This is a genomic window from Methylomonas sp. AM2-LC (assembly GCF_039904985.1).
Lineage (GTDB): Bacteria > Pseudomonadota > Gammaproteobacteria > Methylococcales > Methylomonadaceae > Methylomonas.
On the sequence record NZ_CP157005.1, the window covers coordinates 4,751,739 to 4,767,846 of the forward strand.

The 16,108-nt window shown below is 45.7% G+C and carries 17 protein-coding genes; 10 read left to right on the top strand and 7 right to left on the bottom strand.

Going from position 1 to position 16,108, the window contains the following annotated elements; genetic code table 11:
* Positions 1 to 48 precede the first annotated feature (48 nt).
* Genes ABH008_RS21325 through traL form a run of 4 tightly spaced genes read right to left on the bottom strand, consistent with a single transcriptional unit; the run spans position 49 to position 3,294 of the window.
* Positions 49 to 1,434, bottom strand: coding sequence for a TraB/VirB10 family protein (locus ABH008_RS21325; protein ID WP_347987620.1), 1,386 nt, complete (start codon positions 1,432 to 1,434; stop codon positions 49 to 51).
* Positions 1,434 to 2,408, bottom strand: coding sequence for a type-F conjugative transfer system secretin TraK (locus ABH008_RS21330; protein WP_347987621.1), 975 nt, complete (start codon positions 2,406 to 2,408; stop codon positions 1,434 to 1,436). The genes ABH008_RS21325 and ABH008_RS21330 overlap by 1 nt, the downstream gene beginning before the upstream one ends.
* A complete protein-coding gene (locus ABH008_RS21335; RefSeq protein WP_347987622.1) occupies positions 2,405 to 3,016 on the bottom strand; it encodes a TraE/TraK family type IV conjugative transfer system protein in 612 nt (203 codons plus the stop codon). Before ABH008_RS21335 ends, ABH008_RS21330 begins: the two co-directional genes overlap by 4 nt.
* The gene (gene traL / locus ABH008_RS21340) at positions 3,013 to 3,294 is read right to left on the bottom strand and encodes a type IV conjugative transfer system protein TraL (RefSeq protein ID WP_347987623.1); all 282 of its coding nucleotides are present in this window, start codon (positions 3,292 to 3,294) and stop codon (positions 3,013 to 3,015) included. Before traL ends, ABH008_RS21335 begins: the two co-directional genes overlap by 4 nt.
* Before the next feature lie 261 nt (positions 3,295 to 3,555).
* On the opposite strand from traL, the gene ABH008_RS21345 reads away from it, so the two are divergent.
* The 9 genes from ABH008_RS21345 to ABH008_RS21385 all read left to right on the top strand — a co-directional run bounded on the left by ABH008_RS21345 (position 3,556) and on the right by ABH008_RS21385 (position 12,779).
* On the top strand, positions 3,556 to 3,834 hold the full coding sequence (locus ABH008_RS21345) for a type II toxin-antitoxin system Phd/YefM family antitoxin (protein WP_347987624.1): 279 nt from the start codon (positions 3,556 to 3,558) through the stop codon (positions 3,832 to 3,834).
* A complete protein-coding gene (locus ABH008_RS21350; RefSeq protein ID WP_347987625.1) occupies positions 3,822 to 4,244 on the top strand; it encodes a type II toxin-antitoxin system VapC family toxin in 423 nt (140 codons plus the stop codon). Before ABH008_RS21345 ends, ABH008_RS21350 begins: the two co-directional genes overlap by 13 nt.
* A 583-nt stretch (positions 4,245 to 4,827) precedes the next feature.
* Complete coding sequence (locus ABH008_RS21355) at positions 4,828 to 5,343, top strand: RNA polymerase sigma factor (RefSeq protein ID WP_347987626.1); 516 nt, start codon at positions 4,828 to 4,830, stop codon at positions 5,341 to 5,343.
* An 18-nt stretch (positions 5,344 to 5,361) separates the two neighbouring features.
* Entirely contained in the window at positions 5,362 to 6,462 is a 1,101-nt protein-coding gene (locus ABH008_RS21360) for a FecR family protein (RefSeq protein WP_347987627.1), read from the top strand.
* A 151-nt stretch (positions 6,463 to 6,613) separates the two neighbouring features.
* The gene (locus ABH008_RS21365; RefSeq protein WP_347987628.1) at positions 6,614 to 9,190 is read left to right on the top strand and encodes a TonB-dependent receptor; all 2,577 of its coding nucleotides are present in this window, start codon (positions 6,614 to 6,616) and stop codon (positions 9,188 to 9,190) included.
* Between the two features lie 241 nt (positions 9,191 to 9,431).
* Entirely contained in the window at positions 9,432 to 10,772 is a 1,341-nt protein-coding gene (locus ABH008_RS21370; RefSeq protein ID WP_347987629.1) for a PepSY-associated TM helix domain-containing protein, read from the top strand.
* 61 nt (positions 10,773 to 10,833) lie between these two features.
* Positions 10,834 to 11,166 carry an ATP-binding cassette domain-containing protein gene (locus ABH008_RS21375; RefSeq protein WP_347987630.1) on the top strand — a complete coding sequence of 111 codons (333 nt, stop codon included), beginning with the start codon at positions 10,834 to 10,836 and terminating at the stop codon, positions 11,164 to 11,166.
* Between the two features lie 13 nt (positions 11,167 to 11,179).
* Positions 11,180 to 11,701, top strand: coding sequence for a peroxiredoxin-like family protein (locus ABH008_RS21380; RefSeq protein WP_347987631.1), 522 nt, complete (start codon positions 11,180 to 11,182; stop codon positions 11,699 to 11,701).
* 436 nt (positions 11,702 to 12,137) lie between these two features.
* Positions 12,138 to 12,779 (top strand): SOS response-associated peptidase family protein, encoded by a 642-nt coding sequence (locus tag ABH008_RS21385; protein WP_347987632.1) that lies wholly within the window; start codon positions 12,138 to 12,140, stop codon positions 12,777 to 12,779.
* A gap of 73 nt (positions 12,780 to 12,852) precedes the next feature.
* Here the strand turns inward: ABH008_RS21385 and ABH008_RS21390 are convergent, their stop codons facing one another.
* Positions 12,853 to 13,683, bottom strand: coding sequence for a hypothetical protein (locus tag ABH008_RS21390; protein ID WP_347987633.1), 831 nt, complete (start codon positions 13,681 to 13,683; stop codon positions 12,853 to 12,855).
* Between the two features lie 76 nt (positions 13,684 to 13,759).
* On the opposite strand from ABH008_RS21390, the gene ABH008_RS21395 reads away from it, so the two are divergent.
* The gene (locus ABH008_RS21395) at positions 13,760 to 14,872 is read left to right on the top strand and encodes an IS5 family transposase (RefSeq protein ID WP_347987634.1); all 1,113 of its coding nucleotides are present in this window, start codon (positions 13,760 to 13,762) and stop codon (positions 14,870 to 14,872) included.
* Positions 14,873 to 15,012: 140 nt separating this feature from the next.
* Here the strand turns inward: ABH008_RS21395 and ABH008_RS21400 are convergent, their stop codons facing one another.
* Positions 15,013 to 15,336: a hypothetical protein gene (locus ABH008_RS21400; protein WP_347987635.1), complete on the bottom strand. Its 324-nt coding sequence runs from the start codon at positions 15,334 to 15,336 to the stop codon at positions 15,013 to 15,015.
* 137 nt (positions 15,337 to 15,473) lie between these two features.
* A complete protein-coding gene (locus tag ABH008_RS21405; protein ID WP_347987636.1) occupies positions 15,474 to 16,106 on the bottom strand; it encodes a DUF4400 domain-containing protein in 633 nt (210 codons plus the stop codon).
* Positions 16,107 to 16,108: the final 2 nt, after the last annotated feature.

Consider the following 16,108-nt stretch of genomic DNA (forward strand, 5'->3'; position numbering starts at 1 on the left):
GCTCTTGGGTTGATGAAAAAAACGGTTGATAACGTTGAGAAAATTGCATTAGGCCGGCATGTTAAGTTTCAGTGACGTGCCTTTTTGCACGATGAAATTGACTTGCCGGGTGGCGTCGACTTCGATCACCGGGTAAATCTCTTCGGCCATATCCATATAAAAATGTGAAAGTCGATCCATGGCGTAACCCGCGCCGCGCAAGGTGCCGCCTTCCATGGACTGTTGTGAAAAGGTGCTTTGGAATGGCGTGGTTCCGGATAGAGCCCCGACACCGCCGGTCATCAGCACCGGAATCTGGTTTCGGCCAAAGGCATCAGAAAAGCCGCGCAGAAAGCCCGCCATCAAGGCCTGACCCAGCAATGCGCCTTGCTTGGAAATCACCCGGCCGCGCACCCCGTTCTTACCGTCTTCACCGGTGGCGTATGCATTCATCGGCACTTCGATAATGCCGCCGTCCTGACGGACACAGGAAAAGGTCTCGCCGCGAAAATACGCACGTTCAGAGCTCAAATCGCCAAAGCCGGAGGCCAATAGAAAGCACTCACGCAGATCGGCGTGGAAACGATTAGGTAAAATGGCTTCTTTCTTGATCCGGAACAGCACCGGCATGGGTTCCTTCTTGGCTCGCTTGCCAGTTGGAGCATCCAGGCCGTTTAACAACACGCCGGTTAAAATGCTGCCGGCAGGAATAAAGACTTCGCTGTGTTTGGCCTGGGGTTCGGATACGGGTTTAGCCTCTTGTGGCTTTTCATCCTTGATCACGCGAATTTGTAACGCCGCTGGATGCTGGGCATCGGCGGCAGTATGGTTGCCTGAAGCATTCGGATTGCCGTGCGTAACCGGTGCCGGAATAGCCGCTTGCTCAAATACGCGGGTGAGATCGTCGTTATCCGGCGTTGTCCGGTCACCTCTTGAGCGTCTGCGGTCTGGATAGGCGCCAACGGTTGGGTCATTGAGTACCCCCACTGGATTTGATCCAGTTGCACCCGAAGCTGGAACAGAAGAATCGGCAGCTGGTTGCGCGGTAGCCACCGGTTTGTTTTTGATGGTCTCCAATTCGCCAGCGACGACTTTTAATTTGGCGTCGTAAGCTTCACGTTCAGCCGTCGTCCATTGTTTAAAGCGCTGCTCATCGGATTGATTTTCACGTTTTTGCTGTTCCTCAATCGCCGCCAGACGCCGACTTTGCTCTTCGTTCTTTTGCAGTAAATCGCGTAACTGGGCGGAAATACCGTCTATGCCTAAGGAGCGCGGATCGCTGTCGGTCAGGATGTGTTGAATCACGGCCTGCTTATTGGACGGTTTAGCGACTTCCGGTGAAAATGAAGCCAGTGCGATAATGGTACCGACCAACACCGTGCCGATACTGCCGACCGCCAAATTGCGTTTACTGGTCGGACTGAGCCCTGACCACCAGCTATTCATGCCCGTCATTAGGGAACGCTCCGGGTCAGCAAAGATGGTCTGAGAGTCGACGCCTGTTCGGCTTGGCGTCTCACGACGACATAGAGTTCGGTGGATTCATTGGCGCCCAACACTACTTTGGGCCAAGCGGCTACAGCCAATACCTCAGCTTGGGTCGTGGCGCAGGAGCGTTCATCGAATTCGATGGCAGCTGAACCGGTGTTACGAACAATGCCGACCAATATCAACATGTCCTGACCTTCCAGGACTTGGCCAGTTTTAATCTGCACTTGGTTTTGCAGGCACCGGATGCTCTCGCCGTGACTGGGATCGCGCAGGGAAAATCCCGCTGGCGTTTTTTGCAGACCCAGATCGCGGAAGGTTTTTTTTAGATGCGAAATGTATTCCTGTTCCTGGTCGGCGGCTTTGGCTGAAGAAGCGGTTTTGGCCTGCTGTTGCAGTTGGGTCAGGACTTTATAGCTATCCTTGTCCAAGCTCAGATGAATCTCGCGAGCGGGAATCCGTTTTGGGATCAGTGTCAGTGACAAAGCGATGTCCTGATTGTCACCGGGTGTGATATATAAGGTAACTGGCGTTTCATCGGCAGTGGCAACATAGACAATTTTGCCTTTGGTGCTGGTAGTCGCCTGACTGGTAGTAGTCACCACTGGGTTATCGAACGGTGTCACCAGGCGATTTAAATGACCAACCGCTATCGGCATCAATTCGTTGATACCCGGTTTGATCTGAATTTGTTGAGGTGCAACCGAAGTGGCTTGTTGCTCGGCGGCTTTAAGGACGCTGGCGTCAATTGGGGGTAATTCGATTTGCATATCGGACGGATCGGAAACGACAGTTGCTGATGAATCGACCAAAGGTGTTGATTGCAGTGTCCGATTAGCCGCTGGTGACGCAGGCGGGAAAACGTTATTGTGTAAATCCTCGGCGGACAAAGGTGCGCTGATGGTCAGCAACAAGGCAACATGGCGGCAGGTTTTGATCATGGCTTATTGGCTCTCTGTTGGGATTGCAGGACTTTCAGACGTTCCAGGGTTCTGGGGTCTTCGGGATAGACATCGATAAACTCCAGGCGCGGCCGGTAGTTTTTGATGGCGATGATGAATTCGTAGGTGCGCGGTTTAACGTCCGGCTTGGAACTGGGGCCTTGGCTTTTCAGTTCACCGGTGACAAACACCTTGTTGGTCTCGGCTTCGTAATCGACATGCCGGGGGGTAAAGCTGATTGCCACCCGGTCCATTTTGATTGCCTTGATCTGATCGGTCATGGCATCCAACACGGTACGGTAAATCTCTGGCGCCAGTAAAGGCTCAATGGCGGTTTTCAGGAAATCTGCGTTGGCTGGCGTGGTATTACCCAACAGCTCCGCCAGAAACAAACCCCAGGACTCTTTGAACTCGCTGGACGCAGTAGTGCGGGTCACTTCGACTTCCTTGGTCAAAGATGGCGGCACCAAGATAATGCTGCGTTCGGTACGCCAGGCGGCCAGAGAGGTGATGACGCAAATCACCAGCAATCCCAAAATAATGACTCGGCTGAAACGGTTTTCCGTTTCATGTCCTTCCCAGGTATTGAGAAAATCCGATAACTTCATGGGTAAAAGCGCCGAATGTACGGATTAGGGATGGTGATGGCTTTGCTGGGCAGTAATCCCAACCAATAGATGGCGTGTAAGGTATAGCCATCTGGACGGTTATCCCTAAAACGCCGGTAGAATTTAACGGCTATCACCGCGATCACCAACGCTGGAATAAATTGATCGATCAACATGCCGGTGAGCATGCAGACCATGAACGGCACCATCTCATCTGCGCTCCATAGCAAAATATGGATCGGATCGTCGATAGTTTTAGGGATGGCTACGGGTTCCATAATGACCTCCAGTAAGGATGGTCACTATTTTGTTTTATTCGATTGGATCTTTGTCTGCCGCAGATGCCGAAATTGCAGATCTAAATCTGCTAAATTCATTTAATTTTGTGGTATAGGTCCGTCAAGAGGTGTAATAATTTCTCAGCCGAGGCTTCGTTCCTTACACAGCAATTCGATTCCCGATTCCGGTAAAGCAACTTGAAATTAGTCATCGAAACCTCTATTATGGCTATAACTATAGCCATAATAGAGTAGTTAACCATGAAAACCAGCACCATAGCCGAGGCAAAAAACAACCTGTCACAATTGATCCATCAACTTGAATCGGATGATGCCATTCATCTTACCCGCCATGGCAAGCCGGTAGCGGTGATGTTGTCAGAAGCCAATTATCAAAAGCTCACCCATAAAGAAAATAACTTGTATCAAGCCATCCAGCAATGGCGAACTAACTTGGAGGGTGATAGCGCACTCACAGATACTGAGCTTAAAAACATACGTTCGACCAGTCAGGGACGAGAGTTTTCATGGGACAAATAACCTATTTGCTGGATAGCAACATACTTTCAGAACCCGCACGCTTAGAACCCGATGAAAAAGTATTACAACAATTTGCCGATCATGATGGCAAATATGCAACGGCATCAATTGTATGGCATGAACTGGTGTATGGTTGCGAGTTACTGACTGCGTCAAAAAGAAAAAAACAACTACAGTCTTATTTGGCGATGTTATTGGCGAATGGATTGGTTGTGCTGCCTTTCGACCAAGCTGCTGCTGAGTGGTACGCAAAAGAGCGGGCTCGCTTGCAAAAGCAAGGAAAAACCTGCGCTTATGCAGATGGCGAGATTGCCGCCATTGCCGTTAGCCAAAATTTAACTCTGGTAACCCGAAACACGAAGGACTTTGATGGCTTTCAGAATTTGGCCTTAGAAAACTGGTTTGAATAAGCAGCGAAATACTGATATTCGCCTAATGTTTGCAAGAAATCATAGTCATTATCATCAACGTTACCAAAGAATAACCAATCTAAGGTACCTGACAATGAGTAACAGGCAGAATAAGAAAATAAAAAATCGAAACATTCAACCTTGTTTTGATTTTCGTAATCAGTTTTCTTATACTTTTTCTCAGTCAAACGGTCGAATTGTTTACAGCAAGACAATCGCTAGTTTTTCTTGCGGTTGGTATTTCCAAACCAGTAATACCAAGGGTTACAAGGCAACTTTACTCATTTACGAAGCAATCCTTACGGTCGGCCATGAATATGGGGGGGGGTTAGCTAGTGAACGGGTCCTAAATAATCAAAAATGTGTGGTTTCACACAGTCTATATGGGATATGCCATATTTTTTAATTGCTTAAACAAAAAAACATATAAATATTAATAACATGCAGACGGCTCAATAATTGCATTAATTTGGGTGTTTTGAAAATAGTAAAACCAATCTTTTAGCAAATCAATCTCCATGAGTAGCCAATTCCGCAAAATCAACGACTTGTTTATTAAAGCGCCTGCCAACAATCTGCTAGCATGACAACACCCGCTTCCAATATCCTCAATATCAGCGCCTTATTCAACGCTCATCGAGTCGAGTTAGTTAGACATGTTGCCAATATTGTAAAATGCGACGAAACAGCCGTGGATATTGCTCAGGAAAGTTATCTTATTCTTTCCAAATCCGCACAAGAGCAAATTATTCAACATCCTCGTGGATTCCTGTTTCGCATTGCCATCAATCTTGCTTTAAATCACCTCAGGCGCAACAAAGTTGCTGAATCGTATTCCCATTATCTGGTTGCTGATGATATTAACGCCCCTTCAACGGAGCATCTGGTTAACCAGCAGGAGCGCCTGGATTTTTTTATTCAGATTGTTGAAGAACTACCACCCCGTTGCCGTGATGCTTTTATACTGCATAAGGTGCAAGGAATGAGTATGAAGGAAGTGGCTAATGAGTTGGATGTTACCGTCAAAGCAGTGGAAAGACTTATCGCAAAAGGACTTAAGTATTGTCGTGATAAAATGTTAGAAAGGGATGCCGACTAAAGGGTATTTCCAGAACAGATGCGCATTAACTATGCAAAGTCTATTGAGGTATTTTTTACATTTGGTTATATCGTGAAAGTGTTTTTATCCGAAATGAAGTGCCTACCTTATATATTCAATACAAAACTCGCCATGCGCAAACCCATCAACACGATTTTTTCCGAGCCAGCCAGTGAGCAAGATAACCTGATTGCTGAGCAAGCGTTAGACTGGTTTACCCATATTCAAACCGGAGGATTGTCAGCAGAAGAGAAAATTGAGTTTGAAGTTTGGAAATCACAAAATCCAGCACATCAGCAGGCCTATAACGAAGCTGCGCAACTATGGAGTGACGCCGATTTCAATCAGGCGTTAACACTTTCTCGCTTGTCCTATACAACTTTAAAAACACAGCGTAAGCATAAGCTCTGGAATAGAACTCTGCCTTTAGCGCTTGCTGCTAGTTTCGTATTTTGCTTGATATTGTTTGATCCGATTACCAAAATTCAGGCCGATTACTACACTTCGGTAGGCGAAACACAAACAGTTCAACTCAAAGATGGCTCCAGTATTACCCTAAACACCGATACTGCCATTTCAGTCGCTTATAAAAACGATGAGCGTTACATTCATTTGCTTAAAGGCGAAGCTTACTTTGACGTCCAGCCTGATACGACCAAACCTTTTGTTGTTGACAGCGGAAATACTGAAACACGGGTGTTAGGTACGCGTTTTATTGTGCAGGAAACACAAACAGAAGATAAAATCACCGTGATAAAGGGGTTGGTTCAAGTCAGCAATGTGGAATTGCAGCAACGTGCTTTATTACATCCTGACCAACAAGTGACAAATACAAACGCTGGTCTTACTGCCGTCCAATCCATTATCAATAACCAACATTCAACCTGGCTCAATGGCCGTCTGTCTTTTCAAGATACTCCCCTGGCCGATGTGATCAGAGAAATGGATAGATACCTACCCGGTGTGATTCTCTTCAGTGACAGCCATCTGAAAACCTACCGGATCAATGCTCGATTTGATCTTACTCAACCTATTTTGGCGCTTGACACTCTTGAACAAACCTTGCCAATTAAAATTACTCACGTCACTAACTGGTTGACAGTGATCAGCCAACTCTAACGTCGACCTGATCAATTTTACTTGTGGGTAAAAAAAATTAACATCGAAGGGGGATTTTTAACGCTCAATTGTCTTACATACAACCCGTATGAATTTGTGTCGAAAGAGACAGGATTTATGCAGGCAATAATGTCAACAAAGGAGTTTATACATGCCGCAATTATTTGCTCTAAAAACCACTCGATCACAAACTTTAGCAGTTGCAATCATCACCTTCTTCCTAATCCAACACAGCCTTTCCGCAACCGCAGAGGGCGTGAACAAGCAAACTTTCAACATACCTGCACAACCGCTGCAATCCGCAATAAACCAACTTTCTGAAGAAGCAGACTTGCAAATCAGTTATCCAGCCGAGCTTGTCAAAGGGATGACCGTTCAAAGCTTATCCGGTCATTTCACTGTTAAAGAGGCCTTAGATAAACTGTTAAGTGGCACGGGCCTGACCAGCAGACTAACCCCAAACAATGCCATCACGATTGAGAAAGTTGACAATCCCAATGGACAGTCGGACTCAAGCGGTCTATTGGAACAAAAGTTAACCACATTACCCAAGGTGACGGTGGTCGGCAATAGTATCTACGACGTCAAAGACCCTTATAACCAAGACTACGTCCTACCCACCGCCACCAGCGGCACCAAAACCGATACGCCTATCATGGAAACACCGTTGAACGTACAGGTGGTTTCTAAGCAGGTGTTGAAGGATCAGCAGGTGATCACAGTCGCGGATGCCTTGCAAAATGTCAGCGGTGTAACAGTTAACAGCGCGAGTTATAACGCAGCTGCTGCCGGCACCAGTCAAGCACTATTTTTTCGAGGTTTTGCCTCCGAAACTTTCTTTCGTGACGGCTTTCGTTTACAGCAGGGTTCTGCCACCAGAGAAATGTCCAACATTGAAAGCGTCGAGGTGATGAAAGGCCCTGCGGCTATTCTTTACGGCATGGTCGAGCCAGGCGGCATGGTCAATGTGATCACCAAGCAGCCCTTGGCAACGCCTTATTATGCGCTAAACCAGCAGTTCGGTTCCTTCAGTAATTACCGCACCACCGTCGACGCCACTGGACCTTTGACTAAAGATGATACGCTATTGTACCGAATGAATATGTCCTATCAAGACAGTGGCTCATTTATTCAATTTCAAAATAAACAGGATGTCTTTATTGCGCCGGTCTTGAAATGGAATATTAGCCCCAGAACTCAAGCGACATTTGAATTGGAATATAACTATCAAAACTTAGGTCTTGCAGTTTCAAGGGTACCAAGATTTGGCACTACATTTGATTCGAATGGCAATATCATATCGCCAGGACAGCTTTTTCCCATTCCGAGGAGCGTAAATTATGGCGAATACTCGCCAGGTTCAGTTGAAAATATTTTTGGTGGTTTTAACTGGTCTCATCAATTTAACGACAACTGGTCGTTGAAACATCGGTTTTCCGTTAACCAGCAGAACCAAAATATAAACAGTTTGATAATGCCTATTTCTGCAACTGCTACCGACGTAAGTAGGCAATATATGGGGAATACTTGGGATAACAACACTTACGCCAACAGTCTGGATTTGACAGGTCATTTCAATACCTTTGGGCTTCATCATACCTTACTGATGGGAGGGGACTATTATAGAATTAATTCTGGAAATGCCTTCAGGGTTGATAATAGTCCACAAACAACTATTAGCATTTTTAATCCTGTGCATTCCATGGCCGGTATTTCGGTATCCAATCTGACTCCGTATACAACTACGACTACACAGACCGATCAATTTGGCTTCTATATTCAGGATCAGATTAAACTGCCTTATCATGTGCATGTAATGGGTGGCATTAGATACCAAAATATTCATCAAAATCAGAGTAATGAATACGGTAGTTATCTGAAATCATTTGGACAATCAATAGGGTGTTCATCTTGTTTTCAAGATACCAAAACTGCTCAGTCTCAAGATGCGGTGACGCCTCGTGTCGGCATACTATGGCAACCGCAGAGCTGGCTAAGTTTATATGCTAACTATGTGGAAAGTTTTGGTGCCAATCAGGGTATTATGTTCCCCGGCAAGGCTGTCCCTCCCACCAGTGCAAACCAGTATGAAGGCGGCATCAAAACCGAATTCTATGAGGGTCGTCTACGCGCCAACTTGGCCTATTTTGATTTGACCAAAACCAATATTATTACGACCGACCCAAATTATCCAAATGGTCCTTTTGTTCTTGCAGTCGGCGCAGCTCAAAGCCGAGGTTTTGAATTTGATATGACCGGCGAAATTGTGCCAGGTTGGAATGCTATAGCCACCTATTCGTATACGGATGCAAGGATCACCAAAAGTAATAATGATGGTACCAATGCCTTTTCGCCTACAGGTAGTGTTGACCCTGTTGGAACACGAATGTTTGGCGTTCCAAGAAATACCGCCAGACTGTGGAACACTTATGAGATACAACAGGGAGATTTGTTAGGCTTAAAGTTTGGCGGCGGAGTGACGGTGCGGGACGGACAAACAGGGTGTTGCTATCAACCTTCTATTACCATACCCGGATATGCGACGCTCGACATAATGACCTCCTATCACTTTAAAGTGGGTAAATCCAAGCTCACCGCACAGTTAAATGTCAATAACCTTTTGAATAAGTACTACTACACCGGTATATACACCAATTTTACCGGTGTGGACGCAGTGGACTTTGGCACACCACGCAGTTTTATGGGTTCGATTGGAATTCAGTTTTAGTGGGAATCCAAACCACGGAAGCCAGAACCGCAGGTTGTGTTTAAACGTTAGCGAAAACCAGCATTAGAATCAAACAATGCTGGTATTGTTCACTTAACGATAATTTCACCATCGCAACAGATTCCATAGGCTTCATAACTTCAAATTGCGCGGATTCCAGACTACCGAGAATTTCCCAATTTCCAGTGTTGGTTTCGGAGTCTCAACCGACATATAGATAAAACGACAATTCTAAACAACTATGACACGACATTTTTGGGTATTGGTGCATCGCTATCTTGGTCTCTCCATGACGATTTTTCTCGTCATCGTCGGGTTGACCGGCAGCCTACTGGCGTTTAGGGACGACTTGGATTTATGGCTTAATCCTGATTTGTTGCGCGTTGCGACCCGCGATACGCCCATGCTTGATCCTCTCGACCTGATTGAAAAGGCCGAGGCGAGTGTACCAAATATGCGCGTCGATGAAGCTCCGCTTTATGTTGAATTAGGGCGAAGTTTCCAATTTTCGCTGACTCCCCGCGTTCAAAACGTGGCTGTGAAAGAATTTGTGAAGCTTCCTGGCGATTTGGGTGTATTCCACGACGAAGTCGGCGTACCGATGATTTATTTAGACCCTTACACGGGCGAGGTAATCGGCGAGCGAAATATCACCAAGGGCTTGTCTGGTCGCAAGGATATCATCTGGTTTCTATACCGGTTGCATATGACATTGGCGTTACCGGCTAATCTCGCCGGGCTGGGTGCGCGTATTCTTGGAATCGTAGCACTACTATGGACGCTCGACTGTTTTGTCTCGTTCTTTTTAACCCTGCCAAAGCCACATCGCGTTCGCACTGCAACGGGTAAGTCTTGGTTGACACGATGGGCTCCAGCTTGGTTGGTTAAATGGAACGCCAGTGCTTTCCGCATCAATTTCGATCTTCACCGGGCTTCCGGGCTGTGGACCTGGATCATGTTATTTATCTTCGCCTGGTCGAGTGTCGCTTTCAATTTGAATGAAGTCTATACGCAGGTGATGAATACGCTGTTCGGCGCACAGCCGCCCGAACTGCTGCCCGCACCCGCCCTGCCTTCCCGCTCGGCCACGCTTGAAAATTCCAAACTGGGATGGGCGGCAGCGCGTACCAGAGGCAGAGTTTTACTTGGCGAAAAGGCGAACAAGGATGGCTTTGCCATCAAGCATGAAACGATCTTGGCTATCGACCGAAATATCGGGCGTTACACGATGTGTGCAAATACATTGTTGAATGCCGAAGACAGCCAAGCCTGCGTCGAGTTCGATGCCGACACTGGCGCAGTTCCGCTTGAAGAACCTATGTCGGGGTCGCACATGCAAGCGATGCCAACGCGTTTGGCCGATACGATTACCGGGTTGATACAAGAACTTCATATGGCAAGAATTTTTGGTTTGCCGATGAAGATTTTCGTCTGCGTGATGGGTTTGGTGATTACGATGCTGTCAGTGACCGGCGTTTATATCTGGTTAAAAAAACGAAAAGCCCGTCGTTTGTCTTTTGATCGGAAAGTTAGTGTTGTAGAGAATGCTTCACAGCACAAAGCGAATCGATCTTTTCCCTAGCACTAATCGACAGACAGACCATCAATTGCCAACTAATTACCTAAACAAGGGGAGTTTTATCATGTTAGAAGCTTGCGAGCTGAGTAAAAGCTATGGCTCAAATCCCGCCTTGGATGCGCTTAATCTTAAAATCGAGCCCGGTGAGATTTTTTGTCTGCTGGGTGCAAACGGCGCAGGTAAAACCACGACAATACATTTGTTTTTGAATTTTATTGCTGCCAGTTCAGGCAGCGCCCGAATCGGCGGTTACGATGTCTGTAAAGAAACCGACCAAGCCCGGCGTCTGGTGGCCTATTTGCCAGAACAGGTGGCGCTATATCCGCGTCTGACCGGTATCGAGAATCTGGATTACTTCAGCCGCTTGTCCGGCCATTCCTATCCTAAAAACTACTGAAAAGGTGATGAAAATGAAAGTAAAAGTAGGCGAAAAAATAACGCCGTTCTCTTTAGAGACAATCGCAGGAGAATCACAAACAGTTCCTGATCCATCACGAAAATTAACACACTTGCAATTTCGAAGATTTGCCGGATGTCCCATCTGCAATTTTCATTTACATACCTTTTCCCAAAAAGCAGATGATCTGGAAGCGGCGGGAATCATGGAAGTCATCATGTTCCATTCTTCAGTAGAAGAAATGAGGAAATATCAGAATGACTTACCTTTCGCGACAGTGGCCGACCCAAAAAAGAAGTATTACAAACAATTTGGGGTCGAAACGTCCTGGTTTGCATCGTTGCACCCCAAGGCCCTGTGGGCGGCCGTTAAAGGTATACTAATTGGCAAGATGGGCCTAAAAATGGAAAACGGCCCCCTCGGATTGCCTGCCGACATTCTTCTGGATCGGTTGGGTACCGTCGTTGCCGTAAAATACGGCTCCCACGCCTATGACCAATGGGAAGTATCTGAGCTTTTGGAGAATGCCAAATGATATGTTGCTCTTCCGCAAGCACTGTAGGCACAACAGACAATGGTTGGGTACGATGACGGGGTCTTTTGACCTAAAGAACGGTTGTACCCAGCTTCCTCTGTAAGCCTTGCAGGAAGCAGCTTTGGGTCAAGGTTAGGATTCGTGAGACAAACGGCAATAGTAGCTAAACCATGTGATTCCTGCATCTATGATGCAAAATTATCATGTTTAGCCTGCCGGAAAACACTTGTTTTCGGGCTGTTTAGATAGAGTTCCAACATTGCCGCCCAAATCGCCCTTAAAAATGTACGAAAAACCATGTCTCTATCGTATACCATACTTAAATTACTTGCTAAGGGTTTTTGCGTACATGCTTGTTGGTTATATGCGGGTACGGTCACCCAAAAACAGGGCTAATGATTGAGCCCTTTTACACAAATTTTATAGATATTCCATAATGTGCAGTAATTTTCAATCCATTAATCCACAGCAGGCTGTATGGGTCCGCGACCATTTTCAATGCGAATTACCTAATGACAATTGGCGTGAAGACGTCTATCCTGCGTATCAAACACCTTTAATATGGATGGACGGTGACAAACCACGTTGCGAATTAGCCCAGTTCGGCCTTATTCCCTATTGGGCTCAAGATAAAAAGAAATTCGGACTTCGAACCTATAATGCACGGAGTGAAACTGTCGCTGAAAAACCCAGTTACCGAAATGCGTGGAAACAACGCCAATTTGGTCTGGCGATCATGCAAAGTTTTTATGAACCTAATTATGCAACCGGGAAAGCCGTCAGATGGCGAATTCATCGGACTGACTCTGCACCTTTGGCGGCTGCCTCGATTTGGGAACGCTTTGTCGATCAAGACACCGGAGAGCTTATTTTTTCTTTTTCAATGCTAACAATTAATGCAACCGAACACCAAGTTATGCGGCAGTTTCACAAGCCGGACGATGAAAAGCTCTCCATCGTGGTCTTGCATGAGCCTGAGTATCGGCAATGGCTCCAGGCAAACCATGAGCAAGCGCGTGAATTGCTGACCTTGGTGCCGGACGATTTTTTAATGAGCGAACCGGCGCCTAGGAAATGATCAAACTAGCAATTTCATGCTTTGGGAACGGATCTTTGTCATTCGCATGAACAAGTTCAACTTAAAATCGTTGTCAATGCAAAGTCACTTTTTGCTCATTAAGTTTTAAGAGTTCTTTTGGCGAAGGGAAAAAAGGCTGACTTTCACTTTCACCTTGAGTGCGCGGCAAAATATGCTCTATAGTCATTTTTTCGATGTTGAATCGAATCAACATCTCATCAACTGCTTCCAGAATAATAGCTTGATCGTCTGAACACTGTAATGGCCAAGTGTAGCCCGTTAATTGTTCATGACTGGCATCATAAAACCCAATTCTGATTTCTTGACATTGGGAGTGATCCCCATGTTGACTGATGATGGCTATGTTGGACTGTTGGCTGACAGTTTCGCAGCTTAATTCATAAAAAAAGCCAACATAATGTAGTAAACGGATGCCCGGCAAAACTGATGAACTTAAAATTCTAGGTGGATCAAGATCCCAAACTACATGGCCAGTTTGAACATTAATCTCTTGTATAAATTCCGGCGTCCATTGTTCGAGGCCTGTTTGATAGGCATTTAGTTTACTATCGTCCGGCAAAAATGGGATCTCGCGCATATCTGAAAGTGCCACTCCGATTAAAAATCGCAAAACGATTCTGCCTTCACTTAATTCATTGTCGGTCTTCACCGAGTTTTTTGAAGTCTGAAACATTTGACAGCCGTGCAAAGCTTGCTGGCTGAGAGTGCGATTTATTTTCCTCATTTTACTGGGAGGAAAGTTTATATCCTCTACCGTCAGTAATTCATTATGCAATACTATTTCATGGTCATGACTAATTAAGCCAAATTTTCGAAATAATTGACAGGCACGCTGAGGATGATGAATTCTATCGGGTAGATCATTCTCGATATTTTTTATCATAACTAGCAGGCTGTTGAAAAACCCAGCCACACTTACATGATAAAATAGTCATAGTTAATTTGTCAGGTTTTAACCCATGCGCGGACAAGATATTCAGCAAGAAGAGTGGTTCAGCTACAAAACATTAGAAGAGCGGGTGCCTGTTAATCATCCACTCAGAACGGTTCAGGTGCTGACGAATGGCATATTAAAAAGCATGGACAGCGAATTCGAAAAGCTTTACAGCCGTAACGGAAGACCTTCTATTCCGCCAGAAAGGTTATTACGCGCGATCTTGATTCAGATTTTCTACACCGTGCGCAGTGAACGACAACTGATGGAACAACTGGATTTCAATCTGCTATTCCGCTGGTTTGTCGGATTGAATATGGATGAAGCCGTTTGGGATCATTCGACCTTCTCACAAAATCGGGATCGCCTTTTAACCGAAAGCCTAACGCGTGATTTTTTTAATCGAGTGGTTGCCGCCGCCGGAGGATATGGTTTGTTATCGGACGAACATTTCAGTGTTGATGGTACCCTGATCGAAGCCTGGGCATCCCAGAAAAGCTTTCAGAGCAAAGACGGTAAAGGCAAATCTGACGACAATCAAGACGGAGGCAATAAACGCGATCCGCAGATTGATTTTAAAGGCGAGTTACGTTGCAACGACACTCACGCATCAACCACCGATCCAGAAACTATGCTCTACCGGAAGGGAAAAGGTAAAGAAGCGAGGCTGAGTTATATGGCCCACGCGCTTATGGAAAATCGTCATGGTTTGGTGGTAGGCGTTGAAACGACACAAGCCACCGGGACTGCGGAACGCGAAGCCGCTACTAAAATGTGCAAATGGAATGTCAATCCTGAATCAACCTTGGGTGCGGATAAGGGCTATGATGTTAAAGAGTTCGTGAACGAGCTTCAGTTACAAGGCATCAACCCCCACATTGCCAGAAACATCACAGAAAAACGCAGCAGTGCAATTGCAGAGGAAATTACCCATGAACCGGGCTATGCCATCAGTCTTAGAATACGAAAACGTATCGAACAAATTTTTGGTTGGAGCAAAACCATTGGGCCTATGCGCAAAACAAAGCTGCGGGGATTAACCAATGTGGCAACCCAAACTTTACTCACTTTCGCAGCGTATAACTTGGTACGACTTCGAAAATTGCTATGCTTGCAACCGATAACGGCGCAGGCATAGGGATAAGTGCGCCCAATTGATGGGGAAAGGCCTTAAAATGGCACTAAAAATCGAGAAATCGTCCGTTTTTACCGAAAAATGACTGCTATTTTCAAAAAAATAGCGTTTTTCTTAGTAAGAAATAAAAGATGATTCGTTTTTCAACAGCCTGCTAGGGGAATGGCAAACAACATAGCTTCCCCAGTCTTCCCTGAGTTCATGCAGACCACATCAGTTTCTGCTGCATTCAAGATAATTTCTTTAAGAACAGCATCCAGCTTTAATACCTGGGCTTTTTCGATAGCCTTCATCAGAATTTCGTCCAGTTGATGATCCAAGCAATGCCCGATGATCTGGAACAACTGAGCTTGTAGAATTTGGGAATTCTCATCCTCCGACAACTGTTTTGTTGCATATATAATTTCAGAGATCAGCTTGGTTGGGTTTGCGGTTGATTTGACTATATTGAAATTTTGACTATCCATTGATTACTCCTCGGCCTTAGATGGACCACAAAATTAACGATGACATTAGGGTTACAGTTAAAAAATATTGGTTTAGTGCTAATAAAATTGTTTAACGCTGCTGAACAAATGCCTGTTCAAATTAAAATCCGCCCTGTCTAGACCCTTTTTTGAGTATTCGCCAGCATGACATTGACAGCATAAGCGACGATAAAGACACCCACCGGAATCGACTGCGGCGGTACCGGAAACGGAAGCGTTAAGCCCATGAACACAAGATAAAACGCACCCAAGATGGCATACAGGCTATAGCGATGCGCCATGGGACTGGGGTAATCAAAATTGGTTTGGCTGATTTTTCGGCGGATCACGCCATCTACTATAAATGGCGCCAGAGCCACCGCCAGAAACGGTAACCACACACAAGCCATGATGAAGCGCTTGATCATCTGATAGACGGTATCCCAAAGCACATTCAGTCGGCTTTCGATAAACGGAAACAGATCATGCCGGCCGACATCTTCAAATCCAACTGACATTTGTCGTTCACGCTCAGTCGGTATAAAGTAATGGTAAACACTGCTCCTAATGCCGGTTTTGACAAACAGATGGTCAAACCAATCCTGCGATTTTTTTCTGATCTCGGCGTCTTTTTTTGGGCCAAAATAATCGAACAGCATTTTGTCTTCCACCGACTGAATTTCCATTGCCCATTGATCAGAGACGAAGCCTGCCACCAAAACAATTTCCATAAGCCATATCAACAAACTGAAAAGGATATTGCGCTGCATGG

What these genes read in the sequence shown, in the direction of transcription:
- ABH008_RS21325 (WP_347987620.1), bottom strand. Translation starts at nt 1,434, where the DNA reads ATGACGGGCATGAATAGCTGGTGGTCAGGGCTCAGTCCGACCAGTAAA.
- ABH008_RS21330 (WP_347987621.1), bottom strand. Translation starts at nt 2,408, where the DNA reads ATGATCAAAACCTGCCGCCATGTTGCCTTGTTGCTGACCATCAGCGCA.
- ABH008_RS21335 (WP_347987622.1), bottom strand. Translation starts at nt 3,016, where the DNA reads ATGAAGTTATCGGATTTTCTCAATACCTGGGAAGGACATGAAACGGAA.
- traL (WP_347987623.1), bottom strand. Translation starts at nt 3,294, where the DNA reads ATGGAACCCGTAGCCATCCCTAAAACTATCGACGATCCGATCCATATT.
- ABH008_RS21345 (WP_347987624.1), top strand. Translation starts at nt 3,556, where the DNA reads ATGAAAACCAGCACCATAGCCGAGGCAAAAAACAACCTGTCACAATTG.
- ABH008_RS21350 (WP_347987625.1), top strand. Translation starts at nt 3,822, where the DNA reads ATGGGACAAATAACCTATTTGCTGGATAGCAACATACTTTCAGAACCC.
- ABH008_RS21355 (WP_347987626.1), top strand. Translation starts at nt 4,828, where the DNA reads ATGACAACACCCGCTTCCAATATCCTCAATATCAGCGCCTTATTCAAC.
- ABH008_RS21360 (WP_347987627.1), top strand. Translation starts at nt 5,362, where the DNA reads ATGCGCATTAACTATGCAAAGTCTATTGAGGTATTTTTTACATTTGGT.
- ABH008_RS21365 (WP_347987628.1), top strand. Translation starts at nt 6,614, where the DNA reads ATGCCGCAATTATTTGCTCTAAAAACCACTCGATCACAAACTTTAGCA.
- ABH008_RS21370 (WP_347987629.1), top strand. Translation starts at nt 9,432, where the DNA reads ATGACACGACATTTTTGGGTATTGGTGCATCGCTATCTTGGTCTCTCC.
- ABH008_RS21375 (WP_347987630.1), top strand. Translation starts at nt 10,834, where the DNA reads ATGTTAGAAGCTTGCGAGCTGAGTAAAAGCTATGGCTCAAATCCCGCC.
- ABH008_RS21380 (WP_347987631.1), top strand. Translation starts at nt 11,180, where the DNA reads ATGAAAGTAAAAGTAGGCGAAAAAATAACGCCGTTCTCTTTAGAGACA.
- ABH008_RS21385 (WP_347987632.1), top strand. Translation starts at nt 12,138, where the DNA reads ATGTGCAGTAATTTTCAATCCATTAATCCACAGCAGGCTGTATGGGTC.
- ABH008_RS21390 (WP_347987633.1), bottom strand. Translation starts at nt 13,683, where the DNA reads ATGATAAAAAATATCGAGAATGATCTACCCGATAGAATTCATCATCCT.
- ABH008_RS21395 (WP_347987634.1), top strand. Translation starts at nt 13,760, where the DNA reads ATGCGCGGACAAGATATTCAGCAAGAAGAGTGGTTCAGCTACAAAACA.
- ABH008_RS21400 (WP_347987635.1), bottom strand. Translation starts at nt 15,336, where the DNA reads ATGGATAGTCAAAATTTCAATATAGTCAAATCAACCGCAAACCCAACC.
- ABH008_RS21405 (WP_347987636.1), bottom strand. Translation starts at nt 16,106, where the DNA reads ATGCAGCGCAATATCCTTTTCAGTTTGTTGATATGGCTTATGGAAATT.